The organism is Marinomonas maritima, from assembly GCF_024435075.2.
GTDB classification, from domain to species: domain Bacteria; phylum Pseudomonadota; class Gammaproteobacteria; order Pseudomonadales; family Marinomonadaceae; genus Marinomonas; species Marinomonas maritima.
Genome location: NZ_JAMZEG020000001.1, coordinates 474,990 through 489,497 on the forward strand (window position 1 = coordinate 474,990; position 14,508 = coordinate 489,497).

The 14,508-nt window shown below is 43.8% G+C and carries 16 protein-coding genes; 8 read left to right on the plus strand and 8 right to left on the minus strand.

The features are described from left to right. Both M3I01_RS02395 and M3I01_RS02400 read right to left on the minus strand, forming a co-directional pair. Positions 1-960: a sugar kinase gene (locus tag M3I01_RS02395; protein WP_255893974.1), complete on the minus strand. Its 960-nt coding sequence runs from the start codon at positions 958-960 to the stop codon at positions 1-3. A gap of 162 nt (positions 961-1,122) precedes the next feature. After that, the gene (locus M3I01_RS02400; RefSeq protein WP_255893975.1) at positions 1,123-2,136 is read right to left on the minus strand and encodes a LacI family DNA-binding transcriptional regulator; all 1,014 of its coding nucleotides are present in this window, start codon (positions 2,134-2,136) and stop codon (positions 1,123-1,125) included. Between the two features lie 184 nt (positions 2,137-2,320). Between M3I01_RS02400 and M3I01_RS02405 the strand changes: the two genes are divergently transcribed. After that, entirely contained in the window at positions 2,321-3,397 is a 1,077-nt protein-coding gene (locus tag M3I01_RS02405; protein ID WP_255893976.1) for a zinc-binding metallopeptidase family protein, read from the plus strand. 145 nt (positions 3,398-3,542) lie between these two features. After that, positions 3,543-3,860: a DUF6172 family protein gene (locus M3I01_RS02410; protein WP_255893977.1), complete on the plus strand. Its 318-nt coding sequence runs from the start codon at positions 3,543-3,545 to the stop codon at positions 3,858-3,860. 110 nt (positions 3,861-3,970) lie between these two features. Here M3I01_RS02410 and M3I01_RS02415 read toward each other — a convergent pair whose 3' ends face one another. The 3 genes from M3I01_RS02415 to M3I01_RS18535 all read right to left on the minus strand — a co-directional run bounded on the left by M3I01_RS02415 (position 3,971) and on the right by M3I01_RS18535 (position 7,825). Then, positions 3,971-5,326, minus strand: coding sequence for a multicopper oxidase family protein (locus M3I01_RS02415; RefSeq protein ID WP_255893978.1), 1,356 nt, complete (start codon positions 5,324-5,326; stop codon positions 3,971-3,973). A 50-nt stretch (positions 5,327-5,376) separates the two neighbouring features. Continuing rightward, a complete protein-coding gene (locus M3I01_RS02420; protein WP_255893979.1) occupies positions 5,377-7,212 on the minus strand; it encodes an ABC transporter ATP-binding protein in 1,836 nt (611 codons plus the stop codon). A gap of 187 nt (positions 7,213-7,399) precedes the next feature. Continuing rightward, a complete protein-coding gene (locus tag M3I01_RS18535; protein ID WP_394358960.1) occupies positions 7,400-7,825 on the minus strand; it encodes a YebG family protein in 426 nt (141 codons plus the stop codon). A 109-nt stretch (positions 7,826-7,934) separates the two neighbouring features. Here M3I01_RS18535 and M3I01_RS02430 point away from each other — a divergent pair, with 109 nt between their 5' ends. From M3I01_RS02430 to M3I01_RS02450, 5 genes are all read left to right on the plus strand, one after another. Beyond that, positions 7,935-8,825 carry a mechanosensitive ion channel family protein gene (locus M3I01_RS02430; protein ID WP_255893980.1) on the plus strand — a complete coding sequence of 297 codons (891 nt, stop codon included), beginning with the start codon at positions 7,935-7,937 and terminating at the stop codon, positions 8,823-8,825. Continuing rightward, on the plus strand, positions 8,825-9,412 hold the full coding sequence (locus tag M3I01_RS02435) for a DUF1439 domain-containing protein (RefSeq protein WP_255893981.1): 588 nt from the start codon (positions 8,825-8,827) through the stop codon (positions 9,410-9,412). Before M3I01_RS02430 ends, M3I01_RS02435 begins: the two co-directional genes overlap by 1 nt. A gap of 105 nt (positions 9,413-9,517) precedes the next feature. Then, a complete protein-coding gene (locus M3I01_RS02440) occupies positions 9,518-9,997 on the plus strand; it encodes an FKBP-type peptidyl-prolyl cis-trans isomerase (protein ID WP_255893982.1) in 480 nt (159 codons plus the stop codon). 226 nt (positions 9,998-10,223) lie between these two features. Further along, positions 10,224-10,580 carry a hypothetical protein gene (locus M3I01_RS02445; protein WP_255893984.1) on the plus strand — a complete coding sequence of 119 codons (357 nt, stop codon included), beginning with the start codon at positions 10,224-10,226 and terminating at the stop codon, positions 10,578-10,580. Between the two features lie 15 nt (positions 10,581-10,595). Next, a complete protein-coding gene (locus M3I01_RS02450; RefSeq protein ID WP_255893985.1) occupies positions 10,596-11,972 on the plus strand; it encodes a class II fumarate hydratase in 1,377 nt (458 codons plus the stop codon). Positions 11,973-12,210: 238 nt separating this feature from the next. On the opposite strand, the gene M3I01_RS02455 is transcribed toward M3I01_RS02450, so the two are convergent. After that, positions 12,211-12,537 (minus strand): GNAT family N-acetyltransferase, encoded by a 327-nt coding sequence (locus M3I01_RS02455; protein WP_255893986.1) that lies wholly within the window; start codon positions 12,535-12,537, stop codon positions 12,211-12,213. A gap of 115 nt (positions 12,538-12,652) precedes the next feature. Here M3I01_RS02455 and M3I01_RS02460 point away from each other — a divergent pair, with 115 nt between their 5' ends. Then, a complete protein-coding gene (locus M3I01_RS02460; RefSeq protein ID WP_255893987.1) occupies positions 12,653-13,114 on the plus strand; it encodes a GNAT family N-acetyltransferase in 462 nt (153 codons plus the stop codon). Here M3I01_RS02460 and M3I01_RS02465 read toward each other — a convergent pair. Next, a complete protein-coding gene (locus tag M3I01_RS02465) occupies positions 13,111-13,374 on the minus strand; it encodes a DUF3820 family protein (RefSeq protein WP_112136611.1) in 264 nt (87 codons plus the stop codon). The two genes, M3I01_RS02460 and M3I01_RS02465, sit on opposite strands and share 4 nt — an antisense overlap. Before the next feature lie 64 nt (positions 13,375-13,438). Beyond that, positions 13,439-14,329, minus strand: a complete 891-nt coding sequence (locus M3I01_RS02470; RefSeq protein WP_255893988.1) for a LysR family transcriptional regulator — start codon at positions 14,327-14,329, stop codon at positions 13,439-13,441. Positions 14,330-14,508 lie beyond the last annotated feature (179 nt).

Consider the following 14,508-nt stretch of genomic DNA (forward strand, 5'->3'; position numbering starts at 1 on the left):
CTACCATACCTTTTCTAAACTATTTAAGTGAGCTCGAGTCGGCAGCGCTTCACTGTCTCCGCGAACTTGGACAGTTAAAGAGCCTAGCAGATTTCCACGTCGAGCAGCTTGTTCCATCGTTTGACCATCGAGTAGCGCAGATATCACCCCAACGGCAAAGCTATCGCCAGCACCAACGGTATCGACCACTTTCTCGACAGGAATCCCCGTCACAGTGCCAGATTCGCCATTAGTGGTTTTGAAATACGCGCCGTCACTGCCAAGTTTGACGATGACCGCTTTTACGCCATGTTGAAGGTAAAAGTCTGCAATGTTTTCTGGTTGGTCACTGCCTGTGAGTATTTTACCTTCTTCTATACCAGGTAAGACGATGTCGCTGGTGAAGGCAAATTCATTGATGGTCGCAATCATGGTTGCTTGATCAGACCATAGGGAAGGGCGTAGGTTGGTATCAAAAGAGACACTGCAGCCTTGTTTCTTAGCGAGTTCTAATGCGTGTTTCGCAGCGCCTCGCATTGGCACGGACACCGCTGCAGCTATGCCAGTTAGGTGTAAATGTGCGCCAGTTTTGAAAAGGCTGGCGTCAATGTCTGCCGCGCTTAATGTGGACGCCGCAGAATTGCGGCGGAAGTACTCGACTTTTGGGTCGCTGCCGTCGGTGACATTCGATTTCAACATAAAGCCCGTTGCATGCTGGGCGCTTTCAGATATCCAGTCCGTACGAATGTTTTCTTTGTTGATCGTTTGGCGGATGAATTCACCAAAACTGTCTTTGCCCACTTTGCTTATGTAAGAGGATTCAAAACCCAGACGTGCCATGCCAATGGTGACATTAACTTCTGCGCCAGCTAAAGAGCGATTAAACGTCTTAATATCTGCAAGCTGCCCCGTGGTGTTGGCAACAAACATCGCCATGGCTTCACCCAGCGTGACAAAAGAGTGTGGTTGAGTCGTGTCCATATGCGCTCCGCGTTTCGTTTTTATCGTTATTAATGGTCAAAAGTTCATGTGGCCAAAGTATCATGGGATCGGTTCCATGAAAAGTAAAACGACCACAGAGTAGAGGTGTTCTTTCGTTCGATTCGTCTGCTTAGAGAGGGTTAGGTGACAAAATTTGAGCGGTTAAGTCGATTGTCGAATAACGAGTTCGGCTTTGAGCTTAATGTGTTGCGCAGGTTCGTTGTTGTCTTGGACTCTCGCCAGTAAACGCTCGCAAGCGGTTTGCCCTATGACCCTTGTAGGTTGACGCATAACGGTGATACCGCCTTCAAAAAGCTGCGCCCACTCTGGATCGTCAATCGAAATGAGCCCTATTTGTGAGCCAATGTGTATGTCGAGCTGTTTCAAGGCTTTCGCGGTGCTCATCATCGCTACGCCGTTGGTTGTGAAAATGGCTTTTTTGCGATTAGGGTGCGAGACGATAAAGTCTTGAATAACCTTAATGAGCAAATCCACACTCATTTTCTCGATTTCTATAATCTCACAGCTAATGTCGTTGTTTTCTCGGGTGAACGCTTTTATCGCGTCGACTCTAGCTTGGCGAGGGTCTATGGCGATGGATTCCGTCACCACCAAAATGGATTGGTAGGCTTTTGTTTGTAGATGTGTGCATACCTCTTTGACAGCCGCTTCGTTGTCTAGCCCAACGGTATCAAATCCAAGCGAAGTATCGATTCGATCGACGAGAACCAAAGGGCAAGAGATTCGTTTCAAATTGGTGATTTGTTTTTGCGCCATGCCGGCGGTATTGACGATTATGCCATCGACTCGATGTGCTTCGAGTAGTGTTAAATAGCTGTCTTGTAACTCTTTCTGATTGTCTGTGTTGCATACCATGAGCATGTAACCTTCACGTCGACAAACATGCTCTATGCCCTGAAGAACATCAATGGAGTATGGGTTAGTAACATCCGCCAGTAGTAGTCCAATAAGCTTTGAGTGCCCTGCTTTTAGCATTCTGGCAGAGTGATTTGGACGGAAATGAAGATGCTCTATTGCTTGAAATATTTTTTCACGTAAGGGGTCTGATAGCTTATCTTGTTCGCCATTGAGATAGCGTGAAACACTTGTCTTACCTACTTTTGCGTATTTAGCAACGTCAGAAATAGTCGCGAAGCCTTTGCTTTTGTTTTGCAATATATTATCTCAATGATTGTTTTTTTAAATGAAAAAAAATCCCATTCAAAAGTGGCATATAAACAGGTATTTCATCGTACTTTAAACTATGATCCTACTACTGCGCAATTACGTGAGGTTGATTCCGTATTTTCGTTTATCCATTTTTATTTATTAATATCTATCTCTCGATAGCAGGAGCTTTATGAAAATTTTCAGTTGCCAGCAGTGTGGTCAAACTGTGTTGTTTGAAAACACACGCTGCGAGCAATGCTCGTCGTCTTTGGGTTTTTTACCAGATCAAATGGTGATCAGTGCATTAAAGTCGGTCGACAATACTTGGTATGCGATGGCAGATAAATCTGTGCCAGCTAAACGTTTGTATTACTGTGAAAACCATCAGCACCAAGTGTGTAATTGGATGGTAGAAGAGGGTGGCAGTACTTTCTGTATGGCGTGTGAATTGAACCGTCACATTCCGAACTTAGAAAAAATAGAAGAGCGTCAAGCATGGCAGCAGCTAGAGTTTGCTAAGCACAGATTAGTGTACTCTTTATTGCGCCTCGGTTTGCCTTTGGTCAGTAAAAAAAGTGCACCAGAAGACGGTTTGTCATTCGATTTCATTTCGGAAAATAACGTGGTTCCAGAAGATGTCAGTGCCATGACCGGTCATGCTTCTGGTCAGGTAACCATTAATGCCGCTGAGGGAAATTCCGTAGATCGTGAGCAGATGCGTGAAGACATGAATGAGTCCTATCGTACAGTGATTGGTCACTTTCGTCATGAGATTGGGCATTATTATTGGGATCCGTTAGTTTTTGATGATGAGGAGGTTCTAGCCGACTTTCGCGAGCTTTTTGGTGACGACAGAGAAAGTTATGCTGATGCATTAGAAGCCCATTACAAAGCGCCTAATGCAGAGTGGAAAGAATCGTTTATCAGTGTTTATGCGTCTTCTCACCCTTGGGAAGACTGGGCCGAAACATGGGCGCATTACCTGCATATTGCCGATACATTGGAAACCGCCAGTGACCTTGGATTGAGCCTGCAACCGCATGGTTCTAATCGAGAAAATTTGGCGGTAATGGTGAATATTGACCCGTATAGACACGATAATTTCGATGATATTTTGGCGCAATATTTACCCTTAACCTTTGCGGTTAATAACCTAAACCGTGGCATGGGGCAACCGGATCTATACCCTTTTATCTTGGTTCCTGCGGTTCGCGAAAAATTGACGTTTATCCACCGTTTGTTAAGAGCGTACGTAGCAGAGTCGTAAAGGAATAGTTAATTAGGCGTTGGTAAGTCGCCGAGGTTGGTGATTGGACGACTTATTCATAGCTGCAAGCGGCTTGATCCGTTATTATGCTCGCCAATTGGAACGTGTTACGCCACTTCCTGATTATTAATCTTTTAGGACCCTAATGAAAAAAACATTTGAGCTATCTCATCCAAAAATTGCTTACCCTCGATTAATCGAAGCGACTAAAAGCGACATTAAAAAATATCTGAAAAGAGAGCGTAATAAAGCATTGCCTGAATACGCTGACTTTTGGGGATTTGACTGCAAATTTGGCCAAACAGAAGAACAAGCGGACATTATTCACGTAGCCGAAATTAATGACAAAATCAGCTTCGCTGAAAGCCAAGCATGGCCAACGTTTTATCTAGAAATTTTGGCGGCACCCACTCAACGTACAAAGCGTGAAGTGGTAGATGAAGAGAACGAAGACAACTTGTAAAAAACGTCTTTATTTGTCGAAAAAAGCAACTTTTAAAAAAGCCAGATCAATGATTGATCTGGCTTTTTTACGCCTTTTATTTGGCATGCATCGCGTGTAAATCGGTGCTTTTAGCTGACTTCAACATACCCCATGAAGCCCGTTTTAAGGTGTTCAATGATGTGACAGTGATACATCCATCGGCCTGGGTTGTCAGCGACTAACGCGGCAATAACGGTTTCATTCTGGCCCAGTAAAACGGTGTCTGTGTGGAAAGGGGTGATGGCTTTTTTATTGGATTTTAAAACAGTAAAGGTGTGGCCGTGTATGTGGATCGGATGATGGTATTGCGTCAAATTGGCCAGCTCGAAAAGGTAGGTTTTTCCAAGCTCTAGTTTGGCAAGGGGGGCGGGAATGTTGCCTTTAGACATGCCTTCCCATGAACGACGGTTCATTGTCCAAAAATTGTAGTTTATCTTGCCATCTTTTTCGATTGGCGTGATGTTGGCATTCCATTCAAAAGCGAACTTAATCGCTTCTGCATTTTCCAAATCTGGCGCAGGAATCGGATTAAGTGGCAATGTGGGCAGTCGGCGATTTTCAAGCTGGCTCGCTACGGTTTTAATAGTCACCATAGGTTTGTTTTTATGCTTAAACGTGACGGTTTCTCCGACCTTACTAGGCGCAATTACACCAAGGTCCAGTCTCATTCCCGGTGCAGTCATGTGATTGGTTAACGCAACGGGTTCAGCAATCGGGTTGCCATCGATCGCGATAATTTGAGCATTAGAATCCGTTGACGTCACGTCATACACCAAGGTGTTATCGACGTTCAATAAGCGCACACGAATGGCACCGCCAGCGGGTACGTCGTAGATCGGGTGCATTTCACCGTTAATGGTCATAACGCGCCCAGGCGTTCCCATGCGGAAGGCATTTTTTGGTGTGGTCAGGGCGGTAAAAGAGCCATCGTCTTTGATGTGCCAGTTTTTCATACAAAGCACTAGATCGGCATCGAAGTCTGGCTTCTCTGCTTCATCGACAATCAACGCGCCAACTAGGCCTTTGCCAAGTTGCTCAATGCTGTTCATGTGCGGGTGATACCAAAAAGATCCAGCGTCTGGCGGTGTGAATTCATAATCAAAGGTGTCGCCGGGCATGATGGGAGGCTGACTTAAAAAAGGCACACCGTCCATGCCAATTGGGATTCTCATGCCATGCCAATGAATGGTGGTTGGCTCGTTTAATCGATTTACGACTCGAATGCGAATGGGCTGATGTTGTTTTGCTCGAATCACGGGGGAAGGATAACCGCCATTAAAACTCAATGCCGGCGTGCTGCCGCCTGGTACAATGTTGACATCCGCTGGCGCGACGATCAGTTCGTAATCGAACCCCTCAGAAGGTTGTGCCGCCAACACTAGCCTAGGCAATGTTCCTACTATGGCGATGGCAATACCAGATTTAATAAAAGTGCGACGATTCAAAACCTTTGTCCTTATTAATGAGTAATATCAAAATAACAACGAGCTTCATATTAACGATAACCTTGGGCTTGAAGCTTGAATAAATGTGCGTACTGCCCCTGTTGAGCAAGCAAGGTGTCATGAGTGCCTCGTTCTTTTACTTCTCCATGCTCCATGACGATGATTTCATGAGCGAGCCGAACGGTTGAAAAACGGTGAGAAATCAGAATCGCCATTTTTGTTTTAGTATGTTCTTGAAAGTGCTGAAAAATATTGGCCTCAGCTTTAGCGTCCATTGCGGCAGTTGGTTCATCTAATACTAAAATATCGGCGTCCTCTCGCATAAAGGCACGAGCTAAGGCGATTTTCTGCCATTGTCCACCTGACAATTCTTGTCCACCTTTAAACCATCGCCCAAGCTGAGTGTGGTAGTCATTGTCGAGTTCATCAATGAAGTCGGTGGCTTTACCTAACTCGGCGGCTTTGTGCCAACCCGTTTGGTCATTGAAGCGGTCGTTGTCGCCAGCCCCTATATTCTCACCAACGATAAATTGATAGCGTACAAAATCTTGAAAAATCACCCCAACACGCTTAAGAAGCGCGGTTTCATCCCATTCGAGTAAATCCAACCCATCTAATAAAATGCGTCCTTGTGTTGGATTGTAAAGGCGTGTGAGTAATTTTATTAAGGTGGTTTTACCAGAACCATTTTCCCCCACAATAGCGAGACTGTGACCGGGACGAATATGCAGCGTGACATTTGATAGCGCGGATTTTTCACTTCCTGGATACTGAAACGACACATCTTCAAAGCGAATACCATCGTTTGGTTTTGGGCCAATTAATAAACCACGGGTGGACGATGGCGTTTCCTGTTCTAGGTACTCATATAAGTTCGACAAATAAAGGTTGTCTTCATACATGCCGCTGATCGCTGTCAATGAGGCTGAAACAGAGCTTTGGCCTTGCTTGAATAAGAGTAAATACATGGTCATTTGACCTAATGTGATCGCACCAATAATGGTGTCACTGACAATCCAGCCGTAGGCACCATAAAATACCAGTGTGCTGATGACACCAAGAGCAAAGCCCCAGGTTTCTCTTCGAAGAATAAGGCGCTTACTTTCTTTAAACAGTTTGAGGAAAATTTCAGAGTAGCGCTGTAAAAAACGCTCTCCCAGCTGATAAAGGCGAACTTCTTTTATGTTGTCTTCCCGAGCCAGTAACGTTTCTAAATAGTTTTGCTGTCGGACTTCGGGCGAGCGCCAGCGGAACATCAAAAAAGCATCGCCAGAAAACTTTGCTTCGGCGATAAAAGAGGGCAACGCCCCACAGATTAGCAAAGCTAATGCCCATGGCGAAAAATGCCAGAGTAAGACCGCAAAACTTGATAAAGAAATGGCATTTTGAAGTAACGAAAAAGTTTTATTGACCAAGGCGAGCGGCCGGCTTGATGCTTCGCGCCGAGCGCGGACAAGCTTGTCGTAAAACTCAGAGTCTTCAAAATGAGACAGGGTTAGGTTTTGGGCTTTTTCTAAGATCATCAAGTTAACTTTTTGACCTAACAAACCTTGTAGAATGGCCTGCTGCGCTGTTAATGCTCGCTGTGCCGCGGCAATGATAAGAACCAAGATCCCTTCTAGCACCACATAGTTAAGTGCTGTTTCATAGTGCAATACTTGGTCTTGCTTGTAGCTTTCCATGGCGGCCAATACAGCGTCTACGATTAACTGCCCGACGTAAGCCATCGCTGCAGGTAGTACGCCTGCAATCAAGGTGGCGAGTGCGAGTCCAATCGTAAGAGAGGGAGACGTTTGCCACACCAAGTTGATCGCCCGACGGCTATAGCGAAAGACGCCGAGCATGTTTTTATCGACAGTGTTTTTAGGCGAGTCGGTAGGCTTCATTAAAAGTCCTGATTTAAAAAAGGGTGAGGTAAAGTATACGTGAGAGCGTGCGTTGGAGAGAATTTTTTTGGAGCGTCAGGATTTAGATTGAGAAATAACAGCCCTTGATGCAAAGGCTCTGGGTATTAATTGTGCTTATGACGACGGCGATCATTAGAAATGGCTGGCAGCGGTATTTGATGCCGCATTATGCGGCATCACTTTCAACGAAGTCGCTTACCTCTTCATCATCAAATACGACGGTGTTTTCATCTTCGTCGTAAACCGCTTCTTCATCCGGTTCTATAACCAGATCTTCTAGGGCTTTTTTAGACGGTGATTCGGTCAGGTCAAGCTGAGCATTTGTTGCTTTATCGTTGGTTTTTTTAGACTTTTGGGGGGCTTTCTTTTTGGTACCTAAAACGTCTAAGAGCGATTCTTTGTTCTGAGCTAGGTACATGGAGAGCGCTTCTTTTTGACTATGGTCACCGGCTAGATTGCTCTGATCTAAAATTTCATACAGCGCTTCGGCCGTGTCCAACAATTTATCGTACGCATCGGCTTCCGTTTTTGAAGTAAACGTCATTTTTTCGATTCCATCGCGTTCTACAACATATTTGATAATTACAGGCATGATCCACCTCGTGAAATAATATACTGTATAAATATACAGTATTATTTTCCCTCTTGTCTAGTGCTTTTATTTGTTGATCTGAGTAATGATTGTTAAAGTGGCGCTCTTGATGAAGGAAACGGTTTTTATGCAACTCGATTTATCCCAATTAGATTTTTCTATCATTACAGACCATGTTGAAATTGCGTTAACCATTTCTTGGGCTTTACTGTTTTATATTGTGCGTCGTTACACGAAACGTATGATTCGTGTGAATCAGAATATTGAACACGATAAAAAGCGTCAGAGAATCAATACGGTCGATAACATATTTAACCTTTTTTTAGTTGTTGGCTTTATTCTAATTTGGTCATCTGAATTACAAAATATCGCGATTTCGATCGCTGCCTTTATGGTGGCGTTGGTGATCGCAACAAAAGAATTTATCGCCTGTATCGTTGGTGCATTTTATCGCGCGAGCACACGGCCTTATCAGGTTGGAGATTGGATCCGTATTGCTAATTATGAAGGCGAAGTCACGGACAGTGATTGGCTTTCAACGACGTTGTTTGAAGTGGATTTAAAAGGCGGGAGCTACACTTACACAGGGCGTACAACAGTAGTGCCGAATAGTGTTTTATTGGTTCATACGGTGCAAAACTTGAACTATATGCGTCGTTATGTGACGCATACCTTTTCTGTTTGTCGCAATACCGATGACGTAAACCTGTTTGCTATTAAAGAGCAGATACTCGAGAGAATTCGAGAATACAGCGAACATTTTCATGAGGTAGCGACCCGTTATAACAGCTTAATCGAGAAGCGTTTGGACATTAAGATTTCCGGCCCAGAGCCGCGAGTACGCATCACTACGACCCCAGAGGGCTTTAACGTTTTTACGGTTTCTTTGTTTTGTCCTACTGAAGAAGCCGTCGATATTGAGCAAAAAGTAACAGAAGATTTTATGCGATTTTGGTTTGAAATGCGCAGCATGGCTGTCGATGCGACTGGGAGAGAATAATGAGATTAGACCATATAGTTAGCGTCGGTGTTTTGGTCGTTGCATCGTTACTATTAACCGGATGTAATAGTTTTCGTGTTGGTGAAGCAGAAGTGAATCAAGAAGTAGCGAAGCAACTCGCTCAGCCTCAAGAAAACCATATTAAACTCACGTTAGACAATAATACGCTTAATCTTGATTTGATCATCGACTCTGCCAATGTCGATTTTACCGAGCGCGACGGTGGCTTAGTATTGGTGGATTTGATCAGTAATATGACGGGCACATTGACGGCCTTTGGCCAGACCTTTTCGTTAACCACTACAGTCAGCCCTTCGTTTGAATCGGGTGTGCGAATTGAAGAAGATCGATTGTATTTAGTGGCGCCAAAAATCACTAAAATTAATGTAGAAGGCTCAAGCTTTAATGACAAAATGCTGCGTTCAACGCTGGGCTCTTTGCATAGTGATTTCGAAAAAGCACTCGTTGAGTATTTTGATGAAAACCCTGTTTATGTGTTAAATCATTCCCCTTTCGAAAAAACCGCTGCGGCGTTAGTGAAGAACATTATTATTAAAGAAGATTCATTAGAGTTGTCTATTTTTTAGTGTAAGAGGCTGAATAAGGGTCTAGGTAAGTTTCTTCTCAGCCTTTATAATGCGCCATAAAATGAGCAGTTACGCTAAATTATTGAATTTAAATGAGGAATCAGCATGTCAATTGCAGACAACCAAGTCGTCCAATTTCACTACACTTTGCGCCATGGCGAAGAACTTATCGAAACGTCTGCGGGCAAAGACCCTGCGACCTACCTTCATGGTCACGGTAATGTCATTCCAGGTTTAGAAAAAGCCATGGAAGGAAAAGCAGTGGGTGATGAGTTTGAAGTGACGGTAGCGTGTGCTGACGCTTACGGTGAACGTCATGAAGATCGCACGCAGCAAATGCCGATTAAACATCTGCAAGGTGCGAAACGTTGGAAAGCAGGCATGGTGGCTATGGTGAAAACCGACCAAGGCATGCGCCAAGTTACTATTATTAAAGCCGGATTGAAGCATGCGACAGTGGATCTTAATCATCCATTGTCAGGTAAAGATTTGACGTTCAATATTCAAATAGTCGATGCGCGTGAAGGCTCCAATGATGAAATCGCGCATGGTCATTCTCATGGCGTTGGTGGTCATCACCACTAAGCATTAAATTCCTATAGACGGAATGAATGGTTAAATGAAAGCCCTTGTTACTTCAATGTAACAGGGGCTTTTTCATTTTATTTGAGGCTTTTTTATACTGATGCTTATCAGGATAGAGTAAAAAAACAATAAAAATTAATAAGAATCGTTATCAACACCTTGACAGAATTGCCATTCATACACATTATTGATAATAGTTATCATTTGTATTTTGGAGGGCAACGCAATGAGTCGCTATTTGGTACCATTTTCAGTACTTGAGCAAACCATTCAAGCGGGTCAGTGTGCAGATTCGCCGGAATTGCTCTACTATTATTTAAATCTTACGGAAGAATACGCGGAACGCTTGAATATTACCGATGCAGCATTGTTGCATCAGCGTGTGTTTAATGTGCTACTAGATACGGTTTGTGACACCAATATTGCTCAGCATTGGCGCCAGACCTGTTTGGATAAAGTGTATTTACCTTTGTCTAATCTCAAGCGTTTAATTGTGACGTATCAAGACGCTAGAAACTACTTCAAAATGGAACATAGTTTACGGGTTCTCAGTTATTACTTTACCTCTTCCTCCGAACAATAAGGACACCATTAAAGAATGAAAATGCGCATTGAAAAAGACAGTATGGGTGAACTAGACGTGCCAGAAGAGGCGCTTTATGGTGCTCAAACCCAACGTGCGATTAATAACTTTCCTATTAGTGGCGAAGCACTTCCAGACGCTTTTATCCGCTCCCTTATATTGATCAAAGCCGCTGCTGCGCGTGCGAATGAAACGCTTAAATGCCTCTCGCCGGACATTGCTAAAGCAATTCAAGATGCCTGTAATGAACTGCTAAACGATGACAATTTCATGCGGCATTTCCCTGTGGACGTATTTCAAACCGGTTCTGGTACCAGCTCCAACATGAATGCCAATGAAGTGATTGCAACATTAGCCAGCGTCTATCATGGTGCACCGGTAAATCCTAATGACCATGTGAACTATGGTCAGAGCAGCAACGATGTTATTCCCAGCGCGATACATGTGAGTGCAACCTTAGAATTAACCGGTCATTTACTGCCTGCGCTGGTTCATTTAAGGCAAACGATTATAGAAAAAGGCGATTCGCTAAAGGGGTTTACCAAAACGGGGCGTACACATTTGATGGATGCCATGCCGGTTCGACTGGATCAAACCTTCCATGCATGGGCGGCTCAGCTGCAAGACAATATCGACAACCTTATGTATTTAGAAAGTAAAACCACACAGCTTGCTCAAGGCGGAACGGCGGTCGGTACGGGCATTAATGCACACCCAGAATTTGCCGCTCTTTTTGCCAAAGAGCTTTCGGACTTAACAAAAGTTACTTTCACTCAAGGCAAAAACTTCTTTGCTCTCATCGGTTCACAAGATACGGCGGTGGCGTTATCTGGCCAATTGAAAGCCGTGGCTGTGACGTATATGAAAATCGCTAACGATCTGCGTTGGATGAACTCTGGCCCATTGGCTGGTTTAGGAGAAATCTCACTACAGGCGTTGCAGCCGGGTTCGTCTATTATGCCGGGTAAAGTAAACCCTGTGATTCCAGAAGCAACCGCTATGGTGGCCGCGCAAGTGATAGGCAACGATGCCGCGATTACTATTGGTGGTCAATCCGGTAACTTTGAATTGAACGTTATGTTGCCTATGATCGCTAAGAATCTACTGAATAGCATTAAGTTGTTAGCCAACAGTGGGCGGTTGCTTGCTGATAACGCTATCGCTACATTGAGTGTTAATGAAGGTAAATTAAACGAAGCATTGCATCGTAATCCCATTTTGGTCACGGCGCTTAACCCCATTATTGGTTATGAAAAAGCCGCTGAAATTGCTAAAAAAGCCTACAAAGAAGGTCGCCCAGTTGTCGATGTAGCAGAAGAAAATACGGAATTAAGTCGAGAAGAGTTGCTTGTTTTACTTGATCCCGCCAAATTAACTCATGGCGGTATCTAGAGTAGATCAGATAAGGTAAGGTTTCTTTATTTGGTTGTTCCCTTACCAAATAATGAAAACAGGTCAGCGTTCGCGCTGGCTTTTTTTTGTTCTAAATTGAGGTGTTCTGGTCATAGTGTTTTGGTCATAAACACGCTATATGGATCAAGCTTGTAATTGGAAAACGGACCGCATTCTGTAAATCCATGCTTCTCATAAAGTTTTCTAGCGGGCGCAAAAAAATTTTGCGATCCAGTTTCTAGGCTAATTTTATTGAGCCTTTTTGCTTGGCAGAATCGAGAATATGGCGTAGTAAAGTGGAGGCGACCCCTTTATTACGTGCTGCACTGGTGGTACGCATGGATTTGATTTCCCCGTGCGAGTCGTTCAGTATTTTAAGCGCACCACAGCCGAGTAGTTGGTTGCCTTCCCAAACGGTCCAGAAGGTAATAGTAGGCATTTTTAGACCGGTTAAATCCAATGCATGCACACATTCGGCTGGTGATGCAGCGTGCATATCTTCAAGGTGTTCAGTTAATAGTGTCTGAATTTCTACGCCAGATAAATCGTCTATTCTGATGTCCATTCGTTTATTTTTCCTAATCTATAATGTCATTTTACATTCAAAATATGGGCGATAATAAACAAAAGAGTATACTGCTTTTAATCAAGCGTAAACATGGAAGGAGAGAAGGTACGATATGACAGAGCAAGTGAGTTTACGGCCTGTTACTATGGCAGATGCGGAAGATTTATTGGTGTGGCGAAATGACCCTGAAACACGTCATGCATCCCATAATACCGATGAAATATCGTTAGATAGGCACCTAGCGTGGCTGGAAGCGTCTTTGAATAAACCTGAGCAACGGCGCTTATGGATAGCAGAAATGAACGCTAAATCGGTTGGCACCTGTCGAGCGGATCGTATTGACGGTGCTTGGGAGCTATCTTGGACTGTGGCACCAAATTTTCGCGGAAAAGGCGTTGCTCAAAAAATGTTATCTGCCATCATTGAGCGTTTTCAAGATCCGCTAGTGGCAGAGATTAAGGTCGGTAATATTGCCTCAATAAAAGTCTCTGAACGAGCAGGCTTCATCTTTGATAAAGAAGAACATGGTGTGCTGTTTTATGTGTTTCCTAAAAAGCCTACCTCGTCATATTAATCATCAAAACGAATGCGAACTTTCGGTTCGTCTTTTTTCTTTTCTGTTGGTTTACGCAGTGGATCAACCAGTTTTTCTAAACCGTTGATTTTGATTTCAAGAGATAGTTGTAGCCATTGCCCTAGATTACCCTTTGGCCAACCTTCCTTCGCAAACCACAGCAAATACGCTTCTGGCAGGTCGATCAAAATACGACCTTGGTATTTACCAAACGGCATGGTTTGACGAGCAACTTGAACGAGATCTTCTTGTGAAAACATAGTATTTACTTATTTAATGTAATGACGTGCTTAATGAGTTTGTGTGTATTTAAACATAAGCCAGTTATTTGGCAAACGCCGGATTCTCTTTAAAACGCTGAATCAGATAATCACAGATGCGTTGCAATTTTGGTGATGGCTGGCGAACTTTTGGATAAACCAGCCAAACGCCACTATAAGGATATTGATACTGAGGGAGCAGGGCGATTAGTTTGCCACTGGCTAGGTCGTCATTCACGTAATAATCCGGTAGTTGGGCGATGCCTAAGCCTTTTCGAACCGCGTCTATTAGCGCGGGGCCAGAATTGCTTCGCCATTGGCTGGTAATTTTTATTTCTTTGCGTTGTCCATCTTGTTGAAATAACCAATGACTCTTTGAGCCAATCAAACAGCGATGTTTATTAAGTTCTGCAAGCGTATGTGGCATACCGTGTTGGTCTATATATTCCCGAGACGCACAAAGATATTCAACACGATCACACAAACGGCGTGATAAATGGCTCGAATCTTTCATCGCGCCCATGCGAATAGCAAGGTCATAGCCTTCGTCGATGATGTCTACCGCGCGATTGGTAAGGTGAAAATCCAGTTCGATTTTAGGGTGATCCAATAAAAAATCGTTCATCAGCGGCGCAATATAACGCTCGCCAAAGGTAGTAGCGCAGGTCATTTTAAACAATCCAATCGGGGCTTGATTCAGCGTTGAAATGACTTCTTCCGCGCTACTCAGCGCCTCAGGTAAACCGCGACAATGCTGATAATACAGCTCGCCTGCTTCGCTTAAACGAATGCGTCGTGTGGTTCGAAAGAGTAGCGTGGTGCCAAGCTCCGCTTCTAATTGAGTGATTAAGCGACTGATGTGCGAAGCAGAAACGCTGAGCTTAATCGCCGCCGCCGAAAAACTACCTTGTTTAACCACTTCGATGAAGGCTTCCATCGCTTCCCAATTTTTCATATTTCACTCACTTGGCTTGATTTTATGTTTGGTACTTTATCGCAAATGAGTGACATTAAAAAATGATTATTGCTGTATAGCAATAATCATTTTCCAAAATGAGCATTATCGTCGTAATGATTTGCGACTACACTGGGTGCCATTATTTAGATGAAAAATTGCTTAAAAACATACTTTGG

Bases quoted from the DNA above. Each gene is read 5' to 3' on its own strand.
- M3I01_RS02430 (WP_255893980.1), top strand. From the start codon at position 7,935: ATGAAGGAAACGGTTTTTATGCAACTCGATTTATCCCAATTAGATTTT.
- M3I01_RS02450 (WP_255893985.1), top strand. From the start codon at position 10,596: ATGAAAATGCGCATTGAAAAAGACAGTATGGGTGAACTAGACGTGCCA.
- M3I01_RS02455 (WP_255893986.1), bottom strand. From the start codon at position 12,537: ATGGACATCAGAATAGACGATTTATCTGGCGTAGAAATTCAGACACTA.
- M3I01_RS02445 (WP_255893984.1), top strand. From the start codon at position 10,224: ATGAGTCGCTATTTGGTACCATTTTCAGTACTTGAGCAAACCATTCAA.
- M3I01_RS18535 (WP_394358960.1), bottom strand. From the start codon at position 7,825: ATGCCTGTAATTATCAAATATGTTGTAGAACGCGATGGAATCGAAAAA.
- M3I01_RS02460 (WP_255893987.1), top strand. From the start codon at position 12,653: ATGACAGAGCAAGTGAGTTTACGGCCTGTTACTATGGCAGATGCGGAA.
- M3I01_RS02420 (WP_255893979.1), bottom strand. From the start codon at position 7,212: ATGAAGCCTACCGACTCGCCTAAAAACACTGTCGATAAAAACATGCTC.
- M3I01_RS02440 (WP_255893982.1), top strand. From the start codon at position 9,518: ATGTCAATTGCAGACAACCAAGTCGTCCAATTTCACTACACTTTGCGC.
- M3I01_RS02470 (WP_255893988.1), bottom strand. From the start codon at position 14,329: ATGAAAAATTGGGAAGCGATGGAAGCCTTCATCGAAGTGGTTAAACAA.
- M3I01_RS02405 (WP_255893976.1), top strand. From the start codon at position 2,321: ATGAAAATTTTCAGTTGCCAGCAGTGTGGTCAAACTGTGTTGTTTGAA.
- M3I01_RS02435 (WP_255893981.1), top strand. From the start codon at position 8,825: ATGAGATTAGACCATATAGTTAGCGTCGGTGTTTTGGTCGTTGCATCG.
- M3I01_RS02465 (WP_112136611.1), bottom strand. From the start codon at position 13,374: ATGTTTTCACAAGAAGATCTCGTTCAAGTTGCTCGTCAAACCATGCCG.
- M3I01_RS02395 (WP_255893974.1), bottom strand. From the start codon at position 960: ATGGACACGACTCAACCACACTCTTTTGTCACGCTGGGTGAAGCCATG.
- M3I01_RS02410 (WP_255893977.1), top strand. From the start codon at position 3,543: ATGAAAAAAACATTTGAGCTATCTCATCCAAAAATTGCTTACCCTCGA.